Source organism: Pseudomonas sp. B424 (genome assembly GCF_055408345.1).
The window spans coordinates 1-22,276 of record NZ_JBUZTL010000011.1; the positions used below are offsets into that span (position 1 = coordinate 1).

18 protein-coding genes and 4 pseudogenes are annotated in these 22,276 nt (G+C 57.8%); 15 read left to right on the forward strand and 7 right to left on the reverse strand.

Annotated features, from left to right (window positions below; translation table 11 throughout):
* The 7 genes and pseudogenes from ACZRMS_RS14475 to ACZRMS_RS14505 form a co-directional block, all read left to right on the forward strand.
* On the forward strand, positions 1 to 544 hold a 544-nt coding region (locus tag ACZRMS_RS14475; RefSeq protein WP_463995788.1), incomplete at its 5' end, for a YadA C-terminal domain-containing protein.
* A 308-nt stretch (positions 545 to 852) separates the two neighbouring features.
* A complete protein-coding gene (locus ACZRMS_RS14480; RefSeq protein ID WP_463995789.1) occupies positions 853 to 1,236 on the forward strand; it encodes a DUF1090 domain-containing protein in 384 nt (127 codons plus the stop codon).
* A 32-nt stretch (positions 1,237 to 1,268) separates the two neighbouring features.
* A complete protein-coding gene (locus ACZRMS_RS14485; RefSeq protein ID WP_463995790.1) occupies positions 1,269 to 1,604 on the forward strand; it encodes a DUF2388 domain-containing protein in 336 nt (111 codons plus the stop codon).
* On the forward strand, positions 1,601 to 1,780 hold the full coding sequence (locus ACZRMS_RS14490) for a hypothetical protein (protein WP_463995791.1): 180 nt from the start codon (positions 1,601 to 1,603) through the stop codon (positions 1,778 to 1,780). The genes ACZRMS_RS14485 and ACZRMS_RS14490 overlap by 4 nt, the downstream gene beginning before the upstream one ends.
* Before the next feature lie 436 nt (positions 1,781 to 2,216).
* Positions 2,217 to 2,291 (forward strand): annotated as a pseudogene (locus ACZRMS_RS14495) (glycoside hydrolase family 19 protein); the annotation flags it as partial.
* Between the two features lie 142 nt (positions 2,292 to 2,433).
* On the forward strand, positions 2,434 to 2,976 hold the full coding sequence (locus ACZRMS_RS14500) for a lysis protein (RefSeq protein ID WP_463995792.1): 543 nt from the start codon (positions 2,434 to 2,436) through the stop codon (positions 2,974 to 2,976).
* A 209-nt stretch (positions 2,977 to 3,185) separates the two neighbouring features.
* Entirely contained in the window at positions 3,186 to 3,968 is a 783-nt protein-coding gene (locus tag ACZRMS_RS14505; RefSeq protein WP_463995793.1) for a hypothetical protein, read from the forward strand.
* 487 nt (positions 3,969 to 4,455) lie between these two features.
* Here ACZRMS_RS14505 and ACZRMS_RS14510 read toward each other — a convergent pair.
* Positions 4,456 to 4,995 (reverse strand): annotated as a pseudogene (locus ACZRMS_RS14510) (SOS response-associated peptidase family protein); the annotation flags it as partial.
* 16 nt (positions 4,996 to 5,011) lie between these two features.
* On the opposite strand from ACZRMS_RS14510, the pseudogene ACZRMS_RS14515 reads away from it, so the two are divergent.
* Positions 5,012 to 5,218: pseudogene (locus ACZRMS_RS14515) on the forward strand (LexA family protein); the annotation flags it as partial.
* 103 nt (positions 5,219 to 5,321) lie between these two features.
* Here ACZRMS_RS14515 and ACZRMS_RS14520 read toward each other — a convergent pair.
* The gene (locus ACZRMS_RS14520; RefSeq protein ID WP_133076794.1) at positions 5,322 to 6,236 is read right to left on the reverse strand and encodes a LysR substrate-binding domain-containing protein; all 915 of its coding nucleotides are present in this window, start codon (positions 6,234 to 6,236) and stop codon (positions 5,322 to 5,324) included.
* 278 nt (positions 6,237 to 6,514) lie between these two features.
* Here ACZRMS_RS14520 and ACZRMS_RS14525 point away from each other — a divergent pair, with 278 nt between their 5' ends.
* The 6 genes from ACZRMS_RS14525 to ACZRMS_RS14550 all read left to right on the forward strand — a co-directional run bounded on the left by ACZRMS_RS14525 (position 6,515) and on the right by ACZRMS_RS14550 (position 15,036).
* Positions 6,515 to 7,537: a zinc-dependent alcohol dehydrogenase family protein gene (locus tag ACZRMS_RS14525; protein ID WP_463995794.1), complete on the forward strand. Its 1,023-nt coding sequence runs from the start codon at positions 6,515 to 6,517 to the stop codon at positions 7,535 to 7,537.
* A gap of 324 nt (positions 7,538 to 7,861) precedes the next feature.
* A complete protein-coding gene (locus ACZRMS_RS14530) occupies positions 7,862 to 9,322 on the forward strand; it encodes a hypothetical protein (protein WP_463995795.1) in 1,461 nt (486 codons plus the stop codon).
* A 95-nt stretch (positions 9,323 to 9,417) separates the two neighbouring features.
* Positions 9,418 to 11,067: a VRR-NUC domain-containing protein gene (locus ACZRMS_RS14535; protein WP_463995796.1), complete on the forward strand. Its 1,650-nt coding sequence runs from the start codon at positions 9,418 to 9,420 to the stop codon at positions 11,065 to 11,067.
* Positions 11,064 to 13,316 (forward strand): ATP-dependent DNA helicase, encoded by a 2,253-nt coding sequence (locus ACZRMS_RS14540; protein WP_463995797.1) that lies wholly within the window; start codon positions 11,064 to 11,066, stop codon positions 13,314 to 13,316. Before ACZRMS_RS14535 ends, ACZRMS_RS14540 begins: the two co-directional genes overlap by 4 nt.
* 71 nt (positions 13,317 to 13,387) lie before the next feature.
* Complete coding sequence (locus ACZRMS_RS14545; protein ID WP_003445324.1) at positions 13,388 to 13,777, forward strand: RidA family protein; 390 nt, start codon at positions 13,388 to 13,390, stop codon at positions 13,775 to 13,777.
* A 41-nt stretch (positions 13,778 to 13,818) separates the two neighbouring features.
* Entirely contained in the window at positions 13,819 to 15,036 is a 1,218-nt protein-coding gene (locus tag ACZRMS_RS14550; RefSeq protein WP_463995798.1) for an amino acid deaminase, read from the forward strand.
* Between the two features lie 65 nt (positions 15,037 to 15,101).
* Here the strand turns inward: ACZRMS_RS14550 and ACZRMS_RS14555 are convergent, their stop codons facing one another.
* Positions 15,102 to 15,377, reverse strand: coding sequence for a peptidylprolyl isomerase (locus ACZRMS_RS14555; protein ID WP_003445327.1), 276 nt, complete (start codon positions 15,375 to 15,377; stop codon positions 15,102 to 15,104).
* Positions 15,378 to 15,448: 71 nt separating this feature from the next.
* Positions 15,449 to 16,300, reverse strand: a pseudogene (locus ACZRMS_RS14560) (ATP-binding protein); the annotation flags it as partial.
* A gap of 510 nt (positions 16,301 to 16,810) precedes the next feature.
* Here ACZRMS_RS14560 and ACZRMS_RS14565 point away from each other — a divergent pair.
* A complete protein-coding gene (locus tag ACZRMS_RS14565) occupies positions 16,811 to 18,112 on the forward strand; it encodes an OprD family porin (protein ID WP_463995799.1) in 1,302 nt (433 codons plus the stop codon).
* A 158-nt stretch (positions 18,113 to 18,270) separates the two neighbouring features.
* Here ACZRMS_RS14565 and ACZRMS_RS14570 read toward each other — a convergent pair whose 3' ends face one another.
* The 3 genes from ACZRMS_RS14570 to ACZRMS_RS14580 form a co-directional block, all read right to left on the reverse strand.
* A complete protein-coding gene (locus tag ACZRMS_RS14570; protein ID WP_463995800.1) occupies positions 18,271 to 19,209 on the reverse strand; it encodes a carbohydrate kinase family protein in 939 nt (312 codons plus the stop codon).
* Positions 19,210 to 19,214: 5 nt separating this feature from the next.
* Complete coding sequence (gene xylB / locus ACZRMS_RS14575) at positions 19,215 to 20,708, reverse strand: xylulokinase (protein ID WP_463995801.1); 1,494 nt, start codon at positions 20,706 to 20,708, stop codon at positions 19,215 to 19,217.
* Positions 20,709 to 20,775: 67 nt separating this feature from the next.
* Positions 20,776 to 22,251, reverse strand: coding sequence for a mannitol dehydrogenase family protein (locus ACZRMS_RS14580; protein WP_463995802.1), 1,476 nt, complete (start codon positions 22,249 to 22,251; stop codon positions 20,776 to 20,778).
* Positions 22,252 to 22,276: the final 25 nt, after the last annotated feature.

A 22,276-nucleotide genomic window follows, 5' to 3' on the forward strand; every position in this document is an offset into this window, starting at 1 on the left:
TGCGACGAATAAACAGATCGCTGCAGCCGCCACGAACGCGGTGGATGCCAAGGCATCTAAAAACAGTAGCGATATTACGACGAACAAACAGATCGCGGCTGACGCAACCCGCACGGTTGATGCTAAGGCCGTACAGAATATAAGCGATATTGCGGTAAACAGAAGCGTAATTCAAACTAATACTCGGGCCATAAATACCAATAGCCGTATGATATCCTGGGTTAACGGACGGGTAGATGAGTTAGATGCAAGGCTCAATGGACTTGATAATCGGGTCAGTAGAACTGAAAAGAAACTGGCCGAATTAAAGTTGAATGTAAGTGGTTTTATGGCTCAGAGCGCAGCGATGTCGTCATTGATCACGCCCATGACCCCAGGTAAAATCTCAATCACGGCCGGTGTAGGGTCTTCAGGACCTGCGCAAGCTTTTGCAATTGGCGCGGGGACAAGGTTTGACGAGATGTGGAGTGCGAAAATCAGTGCGTCCTATGACAACGTAACGGAGCAAGTTACGGCTGGCGTTGGTGTTGGCATGGAGTTTTGAAAGTGGCTATGTCCGAAGAGTGTGAGGTATATCATACTACTATGATGGTGATGTGCAACTGGCGACGAGCGAGTATAAAGTCAGTTCTAAATATAGCATGCGCTCAGAAGTTCAATTGAACTGGCTGTGTATTGAAAGTGGAAATCTTGGAGGGTACGCTCAGTAGCCTTGAATAAATAAGGCATTTTGTTCGTGAACGAAAAGTGGTGGATGGTTACCTGGGTGCTGTTGAAGGACATGTTCAGCCCCCAGGGTGGGTTCTATTATATGTGCGTATTTAATTCAAATTGTCGTGCCGAGGCCTATAGATGCGTAAGAAAGTAGTCAGTCAATGGACATTAGGCGTTGGGTTGGGTTGCCTCTTGATGAGTGGTTACTCTGCGGGTCATAATGACAGTACCTGTGCTGAGCGTCGTGATGAAATACTGTATCAATTAGAACAGGCCAAACTAAGTGGTAATCGGTATAAGCAGTCGGGGCTGGAAACAGCCCTGCGCAACGTAGAACGGTACTGTCAGGACGATCCGGTTGAGCGTCATCAAAATAAAATAGCAAGCGCTGCGGCTGAGGTGATTTACAGAAGTGAGCAACTTGAAAAAGCGTTGGAAGAGGGCGCGCCAAGTAAAGTTAAAGTATGTCGAGAGAAACTGCATCACGCTCGTAGGGAGTTAGCCCGTGCAACAGCGGATTAATGGTATATCGTTATTAAATAATGAGAGTCAGCATGAGCAATGCATGGGTTAAGGGTATGTTGATTTGCGCACTGGCAACATTTTCCAGTTCGGCAATGGCCATGAATGATTTTTGGCTTGAAACGTTAATATCCAGTACGTCCGGTGGAACAACCTATCTCACTTCCAAGGACAACAAACTGAACGTGTCCGTACTTGGTGATGCGAGCAGTTTTGTTGCAAGCGGTGGTACTATCCGCGGCCCTTACCTGGAGGCGTCAATTAATGCTATGCGGGAGTCTAACCCCGACCTGGATGTTAGTGATATGGAGTTGGCCACACGTTTATTGTTGCTATCGGTATCTGAGTCGTTGGGGGAGTCATCATGAAGCTTAAGATTTTACTTGCCGGCGTCCTTATGTTTACTGTAAGCATTTCAGGTTGCACGACCAGAGACTGGATTCAAGCAGTGGGTGGTGCTGCACAAGCCCGTGACGATTACGCCAAAAAAAGCCGTATCGAACGTCTAAAAAAAGCAAATACCGCGTCCTCTCGCGTAAAATAAATTCGAAGCGTTTGCGGAATCTAATTTCCAATAAAACATTGATTTATATGTAAAAAATGCGTTTTGAAAATACGTCCACTCCGGTTCGATTTCAGCTTCGGTCCCCACCTTCTAAAGCCCCGTGACCTTGGTCCAAGCGTTTTTTTTGCCTGCGATTTGAAGATGATTTCCGCCGGCAGCCTCTTTAATCCGTAATTTGGAGCCTCGTTACGAGGGGAGGGCTTCGCCTGATCTCATGGGCCGATTAGTCTGCTTTCGGCCCAGAGTGTGTAAAAACGTGTCGCCAAAATCGAAGTGCGCGCTTCTACGTTAAATCTGAAATTTATCAGCACATCAGCAGATGTGAATTTTGCGTAGAAGCGCGGTTTCCAGTCTGGTTTTGAGTAAATTTCGCATTGAAAAACGTCTTTACACAACCTGGGCCGAATGTAGACGATCACCCGAGGCAGACGGCGACGGCCAGAGGTATCGGGGCCGTGGCCTGATCCAGATCACCGGGCGGGCCAACTACACGGCGCAGCAGATCCTCAGGCGCTGTATGCCCGTGCCCTCAAGGTGTTGGCGTGAAGCTCGATGCGGTGAAGTGTGGAGTGTGGAGTGGCAATGCTGCTGATTCTCGGCCTTATGGCTAGCAGTGCCTGGGTAGCTTGGGCGTGGCAAGCCAACGCCTACAACAAGAGACTCGCCAGCAAGAAGCCGCCCACCAAACAATCCTGACCCATGTGGCCAATTCCAACTCAGCGCTAATCCTCGCCGAGCAGTGTAAACGCCTCGCCCTGGAGCAATGGCTGGCAGCGAGTGACCAAGCCCACTATCGAGCACTGACCGATACCAAAACCTCTCAAACCCGCCTGCGTGATCGCCTTGCTACTGCGGACCTGCGGCTGTCAGTCCTGCTCGACACCAACGCCACACATGATCGTGACGGAATGCAAGCCACCACCGGTACCGGCGGCGTGGTTCATGGAGCCGCGAGAGCCCAACTTGACCGAGCGCATGCTCAACGAATTATCGAAATCACCGGCGACGGCGACCAAGGACTTATCGCGCTGCAGGCCTGTCAGGCGTACGCCAAAGAAGCCTCACACACGAAATACAAAGAGCGGCCGAATCTGGATGCAACAACATCCAGCCCGGCCATTGAACCCTCGGATAATTCATCAAGCCCAGCCAAAGCTCCCGCTATCACCCTATAAATACTAAAAACTGTTCTGCGGCCGATACGTTTCGTTGTCGAAAAATAGCGATGGCGTGAGTGTATGGGCGATATTTGATAGTTGTAATTACTCTGCTCGGCAAGATGTGAGGGGGTCACTGATTACAGTGAGGTTTGCTTTGAAACAAGCCTTGTACCGCTTGGTCGAGGATCGTCAGTATTGACGTCGTTATATAAGGGGTTAAGAGAGTGGGTTTCAAATTATTATCTGGCAGCAGAGCGCTAAAAACTATTGATGTGATATGTCACGATTTTTTTTGTCAAGCATTAGAAGATAAAAGGGTGGGGTCGCACAATTTAAAAAAATTTGTTAAGCGTGTAAATAATACTCCGCATCCGCATAGAACAATAAGCATTGATGAGTTTGGTCTTATTAGCAAAGCCCTTAGAGGCGTTAACGAAATATTTAATCGTCAGGGGGGTGATCTGAAGTCTGCTAAATACAAGACTCTCACAGAGACATTGTTGCTTGTAAGCAAACCTAAAAAAAACGAAATTTCGGCCAGGAATAAGTCTATTTTAGATCAGGTGCAGCGCGGGGCAGTTGCTCTGAAAGAAAAGGCTGATCTGTTGGAGACTAGAATTAGTAATATCAAGAATGACTGCCTAAATATAATTGAAGGTCTAGAGCCTGACTATAAAGAAGAAGCGCTTCAATACTCTAATAGTCAAAGGCTGTTTTATTGGCAAGATGGGTTTGCTGGCGAGACTACTTATTCTATATTTGCAACAGATTCGTCAGAGACGCAAGATCTTGCCTCAGCCCAAGATGGGGGGGCTCAAGTTAAATTATTGTCTTGGGTGTCACTGGGGCCGAAAATTCACTTAAAATTTCAGAAGGAAAATGAGCTATCAGCGTTAAAAGAATTGATTGCAGTAGCAGACAATATGGTCAAGAGAGAGGTTGGCGTGTTATCTGTCCCGTATTTCACTCCGGACGAGTATAAGGTGTACGGCCATGGGCGACAGTGACACCGTGCGAAGCCATAGGGCCTGACATAGAACTCTTATAAATTTGGCATAACGCCGCAGGAAGATTGGGGCACCCTTGTATTTTTTTTGCGGGGGAGCGCGAAGCTTAGATGTGTTTCAATTCATATTTAGTACAGTGGGTGCCCCGTTAATATGCCCCGTAATAATTGATATGTTTAGGCTTTGACGCCTTTAGCGCTCACGGTTGCTTGAGCCCTCACCACAAGCAGATGAAGCATAGAGTTTATGAAAATACAGCGCATGGGTATTAATCTCTATAGGTAATATTCGAGATTTCATTCAATAGTGTCACCCTTAAAAACCGAGATGAACACTATGTTTGTCGTCTACGCTTGTTCTTATTAACATGGTGGGCTTATTTTTTTGTTGTATGTGCTTTGCAAACCCCTTACCTCAGAATGCCAGATTACAGATGGATCACAGGCACTTCATTAGAACTGCGCAGTGCCACTGCAAATTATCGTGTTTATGACTTCAGCGGCATGATCCGCTCGGCACCTTGGTTTTTCACACTCCCCACAGCGTTGCCAACCGGGTACCACTCAAAGTCTTTAGTTGGCTGGCAACAGTTCAACGCCAACTCTTCAGCGATTTTTTGATCGAGGTCGTTCTCCATCCACTTACGCGCATGCTCGGGAGAGAACACCACGGGCCGTCGATCATGAATGTCGACCATCCCCTGACCACTGGCAACAGTGATAATCACAAACCCATCCCCTTCATGAGGCTCCAGCCCAGTGTGAACCTTGGCCAACACCGCGAAAAACATCGGCGCCTGAGTTTTCAGGCGAATGAAGTATGGCTGTTTCTTTTTCGGGTAGTCAGGGTCTTTGACCCACTCATACCAACCGTAAGCCATGACTAATGCGCGGCCGTCTGGCCAAAGCTGTTTAAAAAATTTGTCGGTCGTTACGGTCTCGACTCGTGCATTGATCGGATGAGGTCTTTTGCCTTTGGCCCAGAAGGGCGCCCAGCCCCAGCGCACAGGATCGATTCTCAGGTTGTCCTGTTGATTGTGGAGAATGCAGGGAGCTGGGATATTTGCAGGCGATGTGGCCGTGGTGGATCGTGCAATTGAGCCGGCGCATGACTACATCATCGTTGCGCTACTGAATAACGATCCGCTGTGTAAACGGCTGGTGATCCGTGGAAAGGCAATGATCCTAAGGCCAGGGAACCCGAAGTATCCAGATCGTCACATCATGGAAGGGGATGAATTCTCTGTCTGAGGTGTGATGACGTAAACGGTGCGAAGCCATTTACGATAAAAGTTTGGGATCTTTTCGTTACGGCCAGCAGTGCATGGACGGCCTGGACGTGGCAAGCCAACTGTCAGAGGCTGTCCGGATCCCCGAAAAACATCTGGATCCGCGAACGCAACCAGCGCTCGCCGGGGTCGTTGTCCTGGGCGCCGCGCCAGGCCATGTGCAGTTCAAAGCTTTGCACGTCCAGCGGAGGATCTTCGGCGCGTACACCGCCTGCCGCAGTGAGGGCTTCGGCAGTGTAGTCGGGGACGGTGGCGATGATGTCAGTCCCGGCCAGCAAGGTGCTCAGGCCATTGAACTGCGGTACGGCCAGCACTACGTGGCGCTTGCGGCCCATTTTTTCCAGTTCGGTATCTATAAAGCCGCTCAGGTCGCCGGCAAACGAGACCAGGGCGTGGGGCCGCTCGCAGAAGTCATCCAGGCTCAGTGCGCCGGGCATGGTGTCGGCCCGCAGCAGCTTGGGCCGGCTGCGCCGCAGTACCTTGCGCTTGGCGTTGGCAGGCAGGTCGCTGGTGTAGCTGACACCCACCGAGATTTCGCCCGAGGCCAGCAGGGGCGGCATCAGGATGTAGTTGACCCGCCGAACCACCAGGACGATGCCCGGCGCTTCAGCACGCAAGCGCTTGAGCAACAGGGGCAGCAGCGCGAACTCGACATCGTCCGACAGGCCGATCCGGAACACCGAGGTGCTGGTGGCAGGGTTGAACTCTGATGCACGGCTCACCGCCGTGGAAATCGAGTCCAGGGCCGGCGACAGCAGGGCAAAAATCTCGATCGCCCGGGCGGTGGGCTCCATGCTGCGCCCCGTGCGCACGAAAAGCGGGTCATCGAACAAGTTGCGCAGGCGTGACAAGGCTGCACTGATGGCCGGCTGCCCCAGGAAAAGCTTCTCGGCTGCGCGGGTCACACTGCGTTCATGCATCAGGGTTTCAAAGACGATCAGCAGGTTCAGATCGACGCGACGCAAGTCGTTACGGTTCATCGGGCAGGCTTCACAGGGGAGTCAACAGGTAGTGAGGTAACGGATCTTACTGGCAAAATTGATTTTTCGTCACTCGGTAGATTTAGTTTCGATCTTAGATGGCGAAGGTTTCTCGTCTATTTACTACGGTTTTCTAGGGCTTTTAGGAGCCGCGTCGGCTAGCAATCTGTCTGCGGATCAATGTCAGGCATGTCGACTATTAATGCTGTCTGTTAGTCTTGCGCACAAAGCCCGGATAAAGTCCCGTGGTATTAGCGATTAATTAGGCGAGGTTTGTAATGTCGCGCACGATCCGTTTTCACAAGTTTGGTCCGGCCGAGGTGCTCAAGTGCGAAGAGCACGAAGTCGCCGCGCCTGCGCCTGGCGAAGTGCAGGTCCGTGTCGAAGCCATTGGCATCAGCTGGTATGACGTGCTGTGGCGCCAGAACCTGGCCCCTAGCCAGGCGCGGCTGCCTGCCGGTATCGGCCATGAAATGGCAGGTGTTGTCACCGCTGTCGGCGCGGGTGTTGATGACCTGGCCATCGGTGACAAGGTCGCCAGCTTTCCCGGCCAAAGCGCCAACGACTACCCCACGTACGGCGAGCTGATCCTGATGCCGCGCTCCACGCTGACCCGCTACCCGGACGTGTTGTCCGCGGTTGAAGCCAGCGTGCATTACACCCCGTTGCTGATCGCCTACTTCGCCTATGTCGATCTGGCGCAGGTCAAGCCAGGGCAAACTGTGTTGATCACCGATGCCAGCCACTGTGCCGGACCTTCGTTTGTGCAGTTGGGCAAGGCCCTTGGCCTGAAGGTGATTGCCGCGACCAAGGATGCAGCCGAGCGCGAATGCCTGCTGAGCCTGGGTGCCGACAAGGTGATCGTCACCGAAGAGCAAGACCTGCTGATGCAGATCAACAAGATCACCGACAACAAAGGCGTGGATGTGGTGCTCGATGGTTTGGGCGGCCCGCAAATGTCGGTGCTGGGTGACGTGCTGGCACCTCGTGGCAGTCTGGTGCTGTATGGCCTGCAAGGCGGCAATCAAACCCGCTTCCCGGGCTGTGCCTGCTTCCAGAAGAACATCAAGTTCTTTGTCCACTGCATCGGCAACTTCACCGGCAAGCCGGAGCTGGGCATTGCCCAGGACGAAGAGGCCATGAAGCGCGCCCTGCGTGACATCAACCAGTTGACCGCTGACCGGGTACTGACGCCACTGGAAATACGGGTGTTCCCGTTTGAACAGTTCGTTGAGGCGCATCGCTATATGGACGATTGCCCATGTCGCGGGCGAGTCGCGCTGCAATTGCCCCCAGCCTGAACTCCCGCTGCCGGGCAGTACTCATGCCAGCAGCTGTAAAAACGCCCCTGAACATTGCGTTCAGGGGCGTTTTTGTTTGTGCCCGGGCTAACAGGGTGTTTAGGAGGGAGTAGCGGCTATACACCGTTTCAGGAGTGCGCAGGGAAATAAACTATTCACAAAGATGTCATATACGACAAATTGTATTTTTTTGAGTGGGTTTTATGTAGGGCTATTCCTGTGCGTATGTGAGCCATGTCTGTTCCGGGTTGGAGGGTCGAGGTAAATGTGGGCGCGTCCAGTGGGGCTGCTGATAATGCAGTGCTCGAACTGGAGGAGTCATCCATGAACAACTTCCATGAACAAGCCATGTGTTTTGTTTATCAACAAGTACTGCAGCGGCTATTGGGTTTTTTCAGCCGTCCCGAGCGCATTGCCTTGCAACTGTTGATTCAACGGTTACTGGTGGCGGCGGGGGGCGTGGACAACATCGGGCGCTATCGGGTCATGGTGGTTCACGAGGGGGGCAAAGAGTGCGCTTATACATTGGCTTTTTTGCGGGCAGCCCAGCTCAGCATTGCGGGGCGTTCGCCCGGCACATTCATGTTGCGCGTTGCAATACTGCGTCAGCCGCGAATGACTGCCAATGTAATGGAGCGTATTCAGACCCAATGCAGCGAGTTGTTTGTCTACGAGGATCGGCGAGTGGAGCTGCTGATGGTGGATGAACACGAGGCCAACCGGTTGCAGGCGCCGGCAGCCTTTGAACGCCTGACATCGGTCATGAATCGCACGCAGGTACTGATGTCGGGGCACCTGACCCAGGGGGATACGCGGGCAACGTTTTTTTACTCCGACCTCTTGTCTCGAGCCGGGCTGTATCGTCGGGCGTGCGAGTGGGGCGGTGAAGTAGACGCCTTGATTGACCGTCGCCCGCCCACCCACCTTGGGCAATACATGGCGTGGATCCGGCGGGTAGCTCAACAGCAGGGGCATGTGTTGCAGGGCGGGCACCGGGAGGGGCTCGAAAGTGTGGTCAAGTTGTGCTGCAAGCTGGATGACGACTATAAACACTTGTTGCGTCTGTCAACGGCCTCGGGGGTCGAAGTAGCGGGTGGCGCAGCCGCCAATGATATCAACGTGATTAATGTGTTTGATTGCCTGTCCCAGGAAGTGGATGTTTCGCGCTCTCAGGTGCTGATGTTTGTCGAAGGGCCCTGGAATCTGAAAGCGCTGGATATAGAAGAGCCTCAGGCCGCTGTCGTGTTATTGGCCGCCCACGTGCACGGTTTGCGCGGGGCGTACAAGTACGGCGTTGAATACAGCGTCGGGGTGGATGCCTACTTGCGCCGGGCCTCGATGGAAAACAAGTGCAATGAGCGATTCAAGGGGCAACTGGTCAGGCAGTTGGGGGCGGCTTTTAATACGCCCAAAAGAATAGAAAAATTGCACGGTACGGCCACGCAATACCTGAGAGAACTGCACGGTGTCAGTGACGAGCAGTTGGGATGTTTTATTTGCTCTCCTTTTGTTAACCAGGGCCGGGGTCTGCAAGCGTTCCTGCAAACGTGCTACCCCGAAAAGCTGGCGTTGCTCGACGAGTTCCGGCAGGTGCTGATGGGGCAACCCATATCCTTGCAAGTGGATGCGACCTGGCTGGTGTCAGTGAGCGGCTTGCCCCTGGACTCACTTCAAGCGCTGTATCACATGCAAAATATCGACTTCAGGCAAGACCGCTCCCTGATTGCCACCCTCTGGGCCCACGACCCCAGGAAGCAGCCCTGGCACTCGGCCCCTGCGGGTTGAGGCGTGCCGCTCATCCAATAGGATTTGCCAGAACACTGGGCAAACTGATATCTGTACGCATATCCAGTATCGAAAGCCAGTGGTCCGTCCTGCCCGTGATTTCCAATCCCCTTGAAGACCCGTTTTACTACCTGAAGAATTTCCAGCATGTACTTGGCTGGATCGCAGCCCGTTATGACGACGTATTAAGTGATGAAGAGCACCGCTTTATCGCCGGTTTTGCAGAGCTGCCCGGCACGTCGCAAGCGTTGTGGGTGCGTATGGTCATGCGTAAGGGCCAGCATTTTCGGGCCAGCAAGCTGAGCTATCCGGAAATCGGCGACGCGTCTCGGGCTGCGGCTCCCTTGCTGGCCTCGGGGTGGCTCAGTGATCAGGCGCCGCTGGCATTGGCCGAGGTGTTCGAGGTTCTGCAAAAACCTGAAATTCTGGCCCGGTTCAGCGGGCATATCGTGCAGCCCAAGGCTAAAAAATCGGAGTGGCTGGCGGCGCTGGAGGTCGATTTTACCCAGCATCAGAGTCTGGCCCAGTGGCATCCCGACCTTGAGGAGCCGCTTTACACCCTCAACCACCGGCCCCTGTGCGATCGCCTGCGGCTGATGTTTTTTGGCAACCTCAGCCAGAGCTGGTCGGACCTGGTGCTGGCGGACCTGGGCCTGTTTACCTACGAAAAAGTCGATTTCAGCCATGGGTCACGGGCGCTGCGCAACAGGGCCGACATTGATGGTTATTTGCATCTGCATGCCTGTCGTGAGCAGTTTGAAGCGGGGGGCAGCGTGACTGAGGTGTTGCAACAGGTGCTCGGCTGCCAGGCGGATAACCGCTGGTTGCAGCGACGTCGCGCGCGCTTGCTGTTTCAGCTCGGCCAGCACCTGGAGCGCATCGATGATTTGCCCCTGGCGTTGCAGGTCTACCGCCAGAGCCAGCACCCTGAGGCACGCCAGCGCAGCATCCGGGTGCTTGAGCGTCAGGGTGAGTACCAAGAGGCACTGAGCCTGGCAAATACCGCGCAACAGGCGCCGCTCACTGATGCCGAACAGCAGCATCTGCTGCGGATCATCCCGCGGTTGCGGCGCAAGCTCGGGCTATCGGCGCTTGCGGTTTCCAGGCCCGGCCCACCCGACCGGCTGGACCTCAGCCTGCCACGGGACGACGCCACCTGCGTTGAACTCATGGTGGTCGCACATCTGCAGGTGCCCGAGGCTGCGGTGCATTATGTGGAAAACACCCTGATCAACGGGTTGTTTGGCTTGCTGTGCTGGCCGGCCATCTTTGCGCCGTTGCCGGGGGCGTTTTTTCACCCGTTTCAGAGTGGCCCGGCCGACTTGCTGGAGGAGGACTTCAGCCTGCGCCGCGCCGAGCTGTTCGACGCTTGCCTGGCACAGCTGGATGACGGGCGTTACCTGCATACCATCCGCGCGGTGTATGCCGCCAAGTACGGCGTGCAGTCGTCCTTTGTGGCCTGGAGCTACCTGAACCCGACCCTGCTCGAACAGGCGCTGGAGTGCTTGCCGCCTGCGCACCTGAAACTCTGGTTCCGGCGCCTGTTGCTGGATATCAAGGCCAACCGCACCGGCATGCCTGACCTGATCCAGTTTTACCCGGCACAAAAAACCTACCGCATGCTTGAGGTCAAGGGCCCGGGTGATCGCCTGCAAGACAACCAGCTGCGCTGGCTGGCCTTTTGCAAAGCGCATCAGATGCCGGTCACCGTGTGCTACGTGCAATGGCAGGAGCTCCAGGCTTGAGTTATCGCGTCGCGGTGCGAGCCCTGTGCGAATTCACGGCCAAGGCCGGAGATCTGGATTTGCGTTTCACGCCTTCGCCCACGGCACAGCAGGGGATTGCCGGGCACCGTACGGTGGCAGCGCGGCGCGGCGGGCAGTATCAGGCAGAGCTGAGCCTGGAAGGCGAGTACGGTGCCTTGACCGTGCGGGGCAGGGCAGACGGCTATGATCCGGCAGGCAATGTGCTGGAAGAAGTGAAAACCTTTCGCGGCGATTTTACTGCCATCCCGGCCAATCATCGCCAGTTGCACTGGGCCCAGGCCCGGGTCTACGGCTGGCTGCTGTGCCAAAGCCTGCAACTGGAGCATGTCAACCTGGCGCTGGTGTACTTCGATATCGTCAGTGAAAAGGAAACCCGGCTTCAGGAGCGCTGGGCGGCCGCGGACCTGGAGCAGTTTTTCAACCGGCAATGTGCGTTATTCCTGAGTTGGGCCGAGCAGGAAATGACCCACCGCCTTGCGCGGGATGCGGCCGCCCGTACGCTGACCTTCCCCCATGCCGGGTTTCGCACCGGGCAGAGGGCCCTGGCCGAGGCAGTCTACAAAACGGCCAGCACCGGTCGCTGCCTCATGGCCCAGGCGCCCACCGGGATCGGTAAAACCATCGGTACCCTGTTCCCGCTGCTCAAGGCCATGCCCGGCCAGCAGCTCGACAAGCTGCTGTTCCTCACGGCCAAGACACCGGGGCGCAAGCTGGCCCTTGATGCTGCGCAGGTGCTCTACCCAAAGGCGCCGAACACGCCGCTGCGGGTACTGGAGCTGGTGGCGCGGGACAAGGCCTGCGAATACCCCGAAAACGCCTGCAATGGCGATTCCTGTCCGCTGGCCAAGGGCTTTTATGATCGTTTGCCGGCCGCGCGGCTGGAAGCGGTCGCCCGCACGCCCCTCGATCAACAGACCCTGCGCGGCGTAGCCCTGGCACACGGGGTATGCCCGTACTACCTGAGCCAGGAGATGGCGCGCTGGGCGGATGTGGTGATCGCCGATTACAACTATTACTTCGACTTTACGGCGCTGCTCTATGGCCTGGCCCAGGCCAACCAGTGGCGGGTTGCAACCCTCGTGGACGAGGCCCATAACCTCGTGGAACGCGCTCGCCAGATGTACAGCGCAAGCCTCGACCAGCAGACCCTCAACAGCGTGCGCCACACAGCCCCGGCAGCCCTCGACAAGCCGTTCAGGCGCCTGAACCGTGAATGGAATGCCCTGCACAAGGAGCAAGTCGGGCCGTATCAGGTTCATCCGCAACTGCCGGCCAAATGGCTGAGTGCCTTGAGCGCATGCATCACTGCCATCGGCGACTACCTCAACGATCACCCTCAGGGCCTGAGCGGCAACCTGCAAGGGTTCTACTTTGAAGCCTTGCAGTTCAACCGGGTGGCGGAGCTGTTTGACGCGCACTTTCTGTTTGATGTGAGCCTGCGCGAAGACGGCAAGCGGCGCTTGTCGCAACTCAACCTGCGCAACATTGTGCCTGCCGCCTTTATCGGCCCGCGGCTGGCCAGCGCACGCAGCAATGTGCTGTTCTCGGCCACCCTGAGCCCGCAAACCTACTACGCCAACCTGCTGGGTTTGCCGGCGGACACGGTGTGGATGGATGTCGAGTCGCCGTTCCAGGCCGAGCAACTGCACGTGCAGGTGATCAGCCACATATCCACCCGTTTCGTGCACCGCCAGGCCTCACTGGCGCCGATTGTGGAGTTGATCGCCCGCCAGTTCGAACAGCGCCCGGGCAACTATCTGGCGTTTTTCAGCAGTTTCGATTACTTGCAGCAGGTCGCCGAACTGCTCGCCGAGCGTCATCCGCACATCCCCCGCTGGTTGCAGGCGCGGCGCATGGATGAAGCGGCGCGCCAGGGGTTTCTCGATCAGTTCACGATGTCGAGCCAGGGTGTCGGGTTTGCGGTGCTGGGCGGAGCCTTCGGTGAAGGCATTGACCTGCCCGGTGCGCGGTTGATCGGCGCCTTTGTGGCGACCCTGGGGCTGGCCCAGTTCAACCCGGTCAACGAGCAGGTCAAACAGCGCATGGCGGCACTGTTTGGCGCCGGGTATGACTACACCTACCTGTACCCGGGTGTGCAGAAAGTAGTGCAGGCCGCCGGGCGGGTGATCCGTACCCAGAGCGACCAGGGCACGCTGTTCCTGATCGACGACCGTTTCGCCGAACGCAAAGTGCAGCAGTTGCTGCCGCGCTGGTGGCGATTGGGTTGAGGGTGCGACCTTGTGGCACACTGTTCGGCCTGCGGCGCATGAGGCGCCTTTCCTACAGTGGAGTTCCCCCTATGAGCATCAAACGTTTTGGTACCGGCGCAGTGGGTGCAGGCGGTCAGCCTTTGCCTTTCGCCCGTGCGGTTGAGGCCGACGGCTGGCTGCATGTGTCCGGCCAGGTGGCCATGGAAAACGGCGAAATCATCAATGGCGGGATCGTCGAGCAAACCCACAAAACCATGCAGAACCTGATCGCGATTCTCGAAGAGGCCGGTTATGGCCTTGAAGACGTGGTCCGCGCCGGTGTCTGGCTGCAAGACCCCCGCGACTTCTGGAGCTTCAACAAGGTCTTTGCCTCGTACTTCAAAAGCGAACACGCCCCGGCACGTGCCTGCGTGCAGGCGATGATGATGGTCGATTGCCGGGTCGAGATCGACTGCATCGCCTACAAAGCCAAGCGCTAACACCGTTACCGCGCATAAAAACAATACGTGAGGAGTCGAGTGTGTCGAAGACGCTGAACCAAGCCCAGGTGCTTAAAGGCGCTGCCAACCCCGGCGACAGTCTGGTACGAGATGTCAGCTTGCCCGCGCTGGTGATTCACCGTGACGCGCTGGAGCACAATATTCGCTGGATGCAGGACTTTGTGACCCGCAGTGGTGCGGTGCTCGCGCCCCATGGCAAAACCAGCATGACGCCGGCACTGTTTCGCCGCCAGCTGGAGCAAGGCGCCTGGGGCCTGACCCTGGCCAGTGCGGTGCAGACCTGCACCGCCTATGCCGGTGGCGTGCGTCGCGTGCTGATGGCCAACCAGCTGGTGGGTCGGGCCAATATGGCGCTGATTGCCCAGTTGCAGACAGATCCCGGGTTTGAGTTTCACTGCATGGTCGATCACCCGGACAACGTGGCGGCATTGGGGGCGTTTTTCGCCGAACGCGGCCAGCGCCTGAATGTGATGATCGAGTACGGTGTGGTGGGCGGGCGTTGTGGCTGCCGATCCGAGCAGGAAGTCATGGCGCTGGCAGATGCCATCAAGGCACAACCGGCCCTGGCTTTGACCGGGATCGAGGGTTACGAAGGCGTGATTCACGGCGAGCATGCGGTCAGCGGGATTCGTGCGTTTGCTGCGTCGCTGGTGCGTCTGGCGTTGCAGCTGCAACGTGACGGCGCGTTTGCGCTGGACAAGCCGATCATCACCGCGTCGGGCTCTGCCTGGTACGACCTGATTGCCGAAGGCTTCGAAGCCGAGGCTGCCAGCGGACATTTTCTCAGCGTGCTGCGCCCTGGCAGTTACGTGGTCCACGACCACGGTATCTACAAGGATGCGCAATGTTGTGTGCTTGACCGTCGCAGCGACTTGCAGGAAGGCTTGCGCCCGGCGCTGGAAGTCTGGGCCCATGTGCAATCGTTGCCCGAACCCGGCTTTGCAGTGATTGCGCTGGGCAAGCGTGACGTGGCCTACGACGCGGGTTTGCCGATGCCGTTAAAGCGCTATCGCGAAGGGGTAGTGCCTGCGGTGGGGGATGATGTCAGCGGGTGCAAGGTCACGGCGGTAATGGACCAGCATGCCTTTATGACCGTTGCGCCGGGCACTGAGCTGCACATCGGCGACATCATCAGCTTTGGCACCTCGCACCCTTGCCTGACGTTCGACAAGTGGCGTACCGGTTGCCTGGCGGACGAGCAGTCGAATGTGGTTGAGAGCCTTGAAATAGTGTTCTAGGGCAGTGCTTGACCCCTGCTCGCGAAAGACCTTCGCGAGCAGGCTCGCTCCCACAGCACGTATTTTTAGTCGCGGTAAAACACCTGCACCAGGTGATAGCCGAACTTGCTTTTGATTGGCCCGTGCACCACCCGCAACGGCTTTTTGAAGATGATCTGGTCGATAACGCCAACCATCTGCCCCGGCCGCACTTCCCCCAGATCACCCCCGCGCTTGCCTGACGGGCAGGTGGAGAATTTTTTCGCCAGCACATCGAAAGCTTCGCCCTTGGCGATGCGTTGCTTGAGCGATTCGGCTTCTTCTGCGGTTTTCACCAGGATATGACGGGCTTGAGCTTTCATGGGACTTTACCTTGGAACTGTGGGGCTTATTGCGAGGGCGCGGATTATGCCTGAGTTTTGTCTTCAGGGCTGTGGTAGCGCGGCAGGTACAAGCGCACGCAGGTACCGCTGCCGCTTTGGCTGCTGATGCTGACATGCCCGCCTGATTGCTGGGCAAACCCGTAGATCATGGACAGCCCGAGCCCCGTGCCCTGGCCAACAGGCTTGGTGGTGAAGAACGGGTCGAAGGCCTTGGCCAGGACTTGCGGTGTCATGCCCGTGCCGTTGTCACTGACTTGCAGCATCACATAGTCGCCTGAATCAATCGCTTCCAGGGTGCTCAGCTCACGGGCATCGAGGTACTGATTGGCGGTTTTGACCACCAGGGTCCCGCCTTCGGGCATCGCATCGCGGGCGTTGATCATCAGGTTGAGCAGGGCGCTTTCCAGTTGCCCGGTGTCGGTGTTTACCGGCCAGATGTTGTGGCCCAGATCCAGGCTCAAGTCGATGTGTGTGCCCTCGGAGCTGCTGAACAGTGCCTGCAGCGAACTCACCAGCTGATTGGGATCCAGCGGCTGGCGGTCCAGTGACTGTCGGCGGGAGAACGTCAACAGGCGGTTGGTCAGCGCGGCCGCCCGCTGTGCGGAAGACACGGCCGCATCGGCAAAACGTTCCACCTCGGCAATACGGCCCGCCGCGATAAAGCGCTTCATCAAATCCAGGCTGGCGATGATGCCGGTGAGCATATTGTTGAAATCATGGGCGATGCCGCCGGTCAACTGACCCACGGCTTCCATTTTTTGCCCATGGCGCAAGGCCTCTTCGGCGCGTGCGCGCTCCAGTATTTCGCGTTGCAGTTGCAGGTTGGCCTCGGCCAACGCCCGGGTGCGCTCGGCCACGCGCGCCTCGAGGGTTTCGTTAAGTTCAAGCAAGGCTTGTTCGGTGGCGCTGGCCTGCAAGCGCTGGCGCCGCCTTGAACTCTTGATTGCCATGGTGGTTCCCAGGATGAATCTCAAAGTAAGTCTATTTAATGCCGGATACCGGCTCAAAGCTATCAACCATGTTGCAAGCCGCGGTTTTGACAGTGCGACTAAGGTCGAATGAGGCCAAGGCCTAGGGTCTGTTAACGTTTGGTTGTGAGCCGCGTCGCTGGGTCAAATTTTGCCAGGCAAGGCGCAGGGTGAAGGGAATGGTTGTTCCCTTCTCAAGCCCTGCAACGCTGCCTGGGGAAATTTGACACGCGACCCGAAGGGCCGATAGCCCATGTGGCGCAGGGCGGCGTTGCTCGCAGCTTATTTGGAACAACCCAACCACGCTGCTCGCGTCTTGCCCTGCACCACATGGGCTATCGGCGCGGCCACAACCAAACGTCAACAGACCCTAGCCTTTCGTACCATTGCGGCCATTTTTTTGGTGGGTCTTTTCTCGCCAGTATTCGCTGTTGGAGCTTGTTCATGGTTGTCCCTTTTTCATTGCTGGCGCAGAGCCGGGTTACTCGCCTGGGTGCGCTTGCAGTGTGTACCGGTTTTGCCGCACCGGCACAGGCCGGTGGTTTTTTTGAAGACAGCAGCGCAAAGCTGGAAGCGCGTACGGTCTACTTCAATCGCGACTTTCGCGATGGCGACACTTCAAACCCCCAGGGCGCTTCCAGGCGCGATGAAACGGCGCAAGGTTTTATCCTCAACCTGCAATCGGGTTATACCGAAGGCACTGTGGGGTTTGGCCTCGATGCACTGGGCATGCTGGGCCTGAAGCTGGACTCCAGCCCGGCCGACAGCAACAGCGGTCTGTTGCCTTCGACCGGCAACGATCCGCGTCGTTCCAAGGATCAATACGCCAAGCTGGGCCTGACCGCCAAAATGCGTGTGTCACAGACCGTGCTCAAGTACGGTGCGCTGCTGCCTGACCTGCCGTTGCTCAAGTACAACGATGGTCGCTTGCTGCCGACCATGTTCAACGGCGCCATGCTCGTCTCCCAGGACATCAAGGACCTGAAGTTCATGGCCTCGCGCCTTGACCGCTACACCGCGCGGGACTCCACCGACGCCCAGGACCTGCGCCTGAACTGCAAAAACAAGCGTTATGCCTGCAACATCACCGCCGACCACTTCAACATGTACGGTCTGGACTACAAGGTGAACGAGCGCCTGACAGCGCAGTACCACTATGCCGAGCTGCAAGACATCTACCGTCAGCAGTTTGTCGGTTTGCTGGCCAGCCAGCCGGTGGGGCCGGGTGTGCTGTCGGCCGATGTGCGCCTGCTTAAAAGTGATGATGCAGGCTCGGCCAGGGCCTCGACCATCGACAACCGCGCCCTGGGGGCGATGCTGGGTTACTCGCTCGGCGGGCATAAAGTCAGCGCGGGCTGGCAACGCATGAACGGCGACACCTCCATGCCGTACCTGGATGGCAGCAACCCGTATCTGGTCAACTACTTGCAGGTCAACGACTTTGCCAATGCCCAGGAGCGTTCCTGGCAGCTGCGCTACGACTATGACTTCAAGGCCATCGGCATTGACGGTCTGTCGTTCCTGACCCGCTACGTGAATGGCGACCACATCAAGGTGGTGGGCAGTACCGAAGAAGGCAAGGAGTGGGAGCGCGACAGCGAGCTCAAATACATCGTGCAGAGCGGCACGTTCAAGGACGTCAGCCTGCGCTTGCGCAATGCCACCTACCGCACCAACTACGCCCAGTTCGCCCGTGACGTGGATGAGACCCGCCTGATCGTCAGCTACAACCTGTCGATCTGGTAAACAACACGCACAAGCCTGCAGATACTCCGTTACCGGTCAAGGCCCCTGTGGGAGCGAGCCTGCTCGCGAATGATCTTCGCGAGCAGGCTCGCTCCCACAGTTGAAGTATCTGTAGCCGCAGCGACCCTGAAGGTCCTGCGGCGGCTATAGGGCGGCGGTTACATCAGCTGAGCGCGATACGGCAAGTCGGGCCCGGTCTTGCTGCAGGTGAGGGCGGCAGCCCGGCTGGCGAAAGCGAGCAGACTGTCGAGCTGGATCGCACTGAGCTGTTGCAGCCCTTGGACTGAGTCCAGCTCATGCTCGGTCAGCCAGGCAATCACGGCCGCCTGGAAGGTATCCCCCGCGCCCACGGTGTCTGCGACGGTCACCGCGCTGGCGGGGATTGAGCGCTGGCCGTGTTCGCGGCTAAAGACACTGGCGCCCTGGCTGCCACGGGTCAAAAACACCAGCTGGCAACGCTGGCTCAGCCATGACCGGGCGATCATCTGCGGGTCTTGCCCCGGATACAGCAGTTCAAGGTCTTCATCACTGACCTTGATCACATCGGCATAGGGGATCAGCTCATTGATCCGCTGGCGCCACACTTCAATGTCCGGCTCGGGGTTAAGCCGCACATTGGGGTCGAGGCTGATCAGGCGGCGTCCGCTTTCGCGCTTGACCAGAGCCAGCAAGGTGTCCGCAATCGGTTGCACCACCAACGAAAAGGACCCCACGTGCAGCCCCCGCACTTCAGGCCCCAGTTCAGGCAAGTGATGGCTGTGCACCTGGCGGTCGGCGCAGCCTTCGCCCCGAAAGCTGTAAGCGGGTGAGCCGTTGGCGTCCAGGGCAACCATGGCCAGAGTGGTGGGTGCGTCCAGATCCAGCAAGTAGCGGTCACTGACGCCTTCGTCCAGCAGCACCTGCTTCAGGCGTCGACCCAGATAGTCAGTCGACAGCCCGGCAAACAGTGCGCTTTCGATCCCCAGGCGGCGCAAACCTACGGCGACGTTGAAAGGCGAGCCTCCGGCAATGGCCTTGAACTCTACTTTGCCTGCCTGTGTGCTGCTTTGCGCCTGGGCGAAAAAATCAAACAGTGCTTCCCCACAAATCAGATACATAACGTTTACTCGGTTAAGGCCGCGACCTGTTGTCGGTAGCGGTTGTAGGCCTGTTCGTATGCCGCGACGTGGTTGGCGTCGGGCGAAGTTTGAGTGGCGGGGGCCAGGCGTACGCAGCGCTGGCACAGTTCTGCCAGGGTCTGCTTGCCGCCTGCAACACACCAGGCTGCCTGAATCGCCGCGCCCAGCGCAGCGGCTTCACTTTGTTCGGTGCACACCACCGGGGTGTCCATGATGTCGGCAACCATCTGGCGCCACAGCGGGCTTTTCGAGCCGCCGCCCGCCAGCCGTATGGTGTGGCTTTGCAAGCCGTTGTGGCGCAGCAGGTCCAGGCCGTAGCGCAGGCCAAACGTGGTGCCCTCCATGGCCGCCCGGCAGAGGTTGGCCCGGGTCATGTTGGTCAGTGTAAGCCCCTGGATGCTGCCACGGGCATCGGGCAGGGCGGGCACGCGTTCGCCATTGAGAAAAGGCAGCAGGCTGACCCCTTCAGCGCCGATCGGTGCCTGGCCGGCCAGTTGATTGAAGGCGTCCAGCTCCAGCCCGAACAACTGGCGCACGGCGCCGGTGACATTGGTCAGGTTGAGGGTGCAGATCAAGGGCAGCCAGCCGCCGCTGGAGGAGCAAAAGCTGGCCACGGCGGCATCCGGGCTGACCTGCGGTTGTGGATCAAAGGCATACACCGTGCCCGATGAGCCGAGGCTCATGGTGATGATTCCCGGTTCGATATTGCCGGTGCCGATGGCGCCCATCATATTGTCGCCGCCACCGCTGGACACCATGGCCCCGGGGTTGAGCCCCAGCAGTCGGGCCACGTCGGGGCGCAGGGTGCCGACCGGTTGCTCGGAGCCGATCAACTCAGGCAATGCCCGCTCAAGCCGGCCTTCGGGATCGATATGGCGCAAAAGATCGAGGTCCCACTGGCGGGTACGCACATTGAAGTAACCGGTGCCCGAGGCATCGCCATACTCAGTGCAACAGCGACCGGTGAGCCAGTAATTCAGGTAGTCGTGGGGCAGCAGAATATGGGCGATCTGCGCAAAGACCTGCGGGTGATGGATTTTCGTCCATAGCAGCTTGGACACCGTATAACCCGGCGCAATCACCAGCCCAAGGCGCTCCAGAGAGCCGGCTTCACCGCCCAGCCAGTGCAGCAGCTGACGGTTTTCGGGGGCCGATTCGACATCGCACCAGAGCTTGGCCGGGCGCAATACCTCGCCGTGCTTATCCAGTAACACGAGGCCGTGTTGCTGGCCCGAGACACCAATACCTTGAATCTGCTGGCCGCTGACCCCGGCCTGTGCCAGAGCCTGGCGAGTGGCTTCCTGCAACGCGTGCAGCCATTGCGTGGTGTCTTGCTCGCGACGGCCGTTTTCGGCCTGGATCAGCGTATGGGGCGCTGCCCCCAGCCCCAGGACCTGGCCGGTGTGGCTGTCGAGTACCAGCGCCTTGGTGCCCTGGGTGCCGCAGTCGATGCCGAGGAATAAGTTTCGAGTGTTCATGCAGACCCTGTTTTTAGCCAGATCAAAAGCCCCTCTCCCTTACGGAGAGGGTTGGGGTGAGGGCGGTTCAAAGCCGCAGCAATTTCTCCAGGGTCCCGCTTACACCCGCTTCTCGCAAGCTGTTCAGGCACCACTCAAACGCCGCCACAAACTCGGCCGACTGAGAAATCGTACTGCCAAAAATCTCTTCCACGGCCAGCAGTCGCTGCACGATCAATGCATCGTCGGCTACCAGCGCCCGGCAAAACTCGGCCCGCGGGTCGGGAATGGCGTAGGTCTGGCCGTTCTCATCCACGCCCTTGAGGTACAGCGCCCAGGCCGCAACCACCAGAGCAGCGCGTTTCAACTCGGCACCATCGGCGATGAGGCGGTTGATCGTGGGGACGGTGAACTTGGGGAACTTGGACGAGCCGTCGGAGCACACGCGCTCCAGCTGGTCGGCAATGGCCTGGTTGGAGAAACGCTGCACCAGGGTGTCCTTGTAGGCACCAAGGTCAATGCCGGGCACCGGCGCCAGCTGCGGGGTCACGTCCTGGTCCATGTATGCGCGCATATAGGCCACAAACAACGGATCGTTCATGGTCTCGTGGACAAAGCGATAACCCTTGAGAAACCCCAGGTAGGTCAGCGCCAGATGGCTGCCGTTGAGCAGTTTGATTTTCATCTCTTCATAGGGTGTCACGTCGTCGGTGAGCTGCACACCGACGGTTTCCCACGCCGGGCGGCCATTGCCGAACTTGTCTTCCAGCACCCATTGGATAAACGGCTCGCAGACCACCGGCCAGGCATCGTCGATACCGAGCTGGTCGTGCAGTTGCAGGCGATGGGCATTGCTGGTCATGGGCGTGATGCGGTCGACCATGGCATTGGGGAAACTGACGTTGGCCGCGATCCAGTCATGCAAGTGCGCATCGCTCAAGGCGACGTAGGCGAGCAGGGCTTTACGGGCCACGCGGCCGTTGTGCGGCAGGTTATCGCAGGACATCACGGTAAACGCCTGGGTGCCGTTTGCCCGGCGTTGGGCCAGGGCGGCACAGAGTACGCCGAACACGGTTTTCGGCGTTTTCGGGTGGGCCAAATCGTGCTGGATAGCAGGCAGCGCAGACATGAATTCGCCGCTGCTGTCATCGATGCAATAGCCGCCTTCGGTAATGGTCAGCGAGACGATGCGGATAGCCGGGCTGGCCAGTTTGTCGATCACCGCCTGTATGCCGTCTTCAGCCACCAGCATGTCGCTGATCGAGGCGATGACCCGGCTCTGGGTGTCGTCGCCGTCGCCCAGTTCAAACAAGGTATAGAGGTAATCCTGACTGGCCAGGTCGTCGCGCGCCTTGCGGTCTTCGGGGCGCAGGCCGATCCCGCAAATGCTCCAGTCCAGATCGCGGCCCTGGTTCATCAACGCATCGGTGTAATACGCCTGATGCGCGCGATGGAAACCACCGACCCCGATGTGCGCGATCCCGTGTCGGGTATCACTCGCCAGGTACGTCGGTTTGGCCACTTTGTCCGTCAGGTTGTGCAGGTTAAAGCGATTTAACTTCATGGCGTCACTCTCAAGAAAAGCGTTC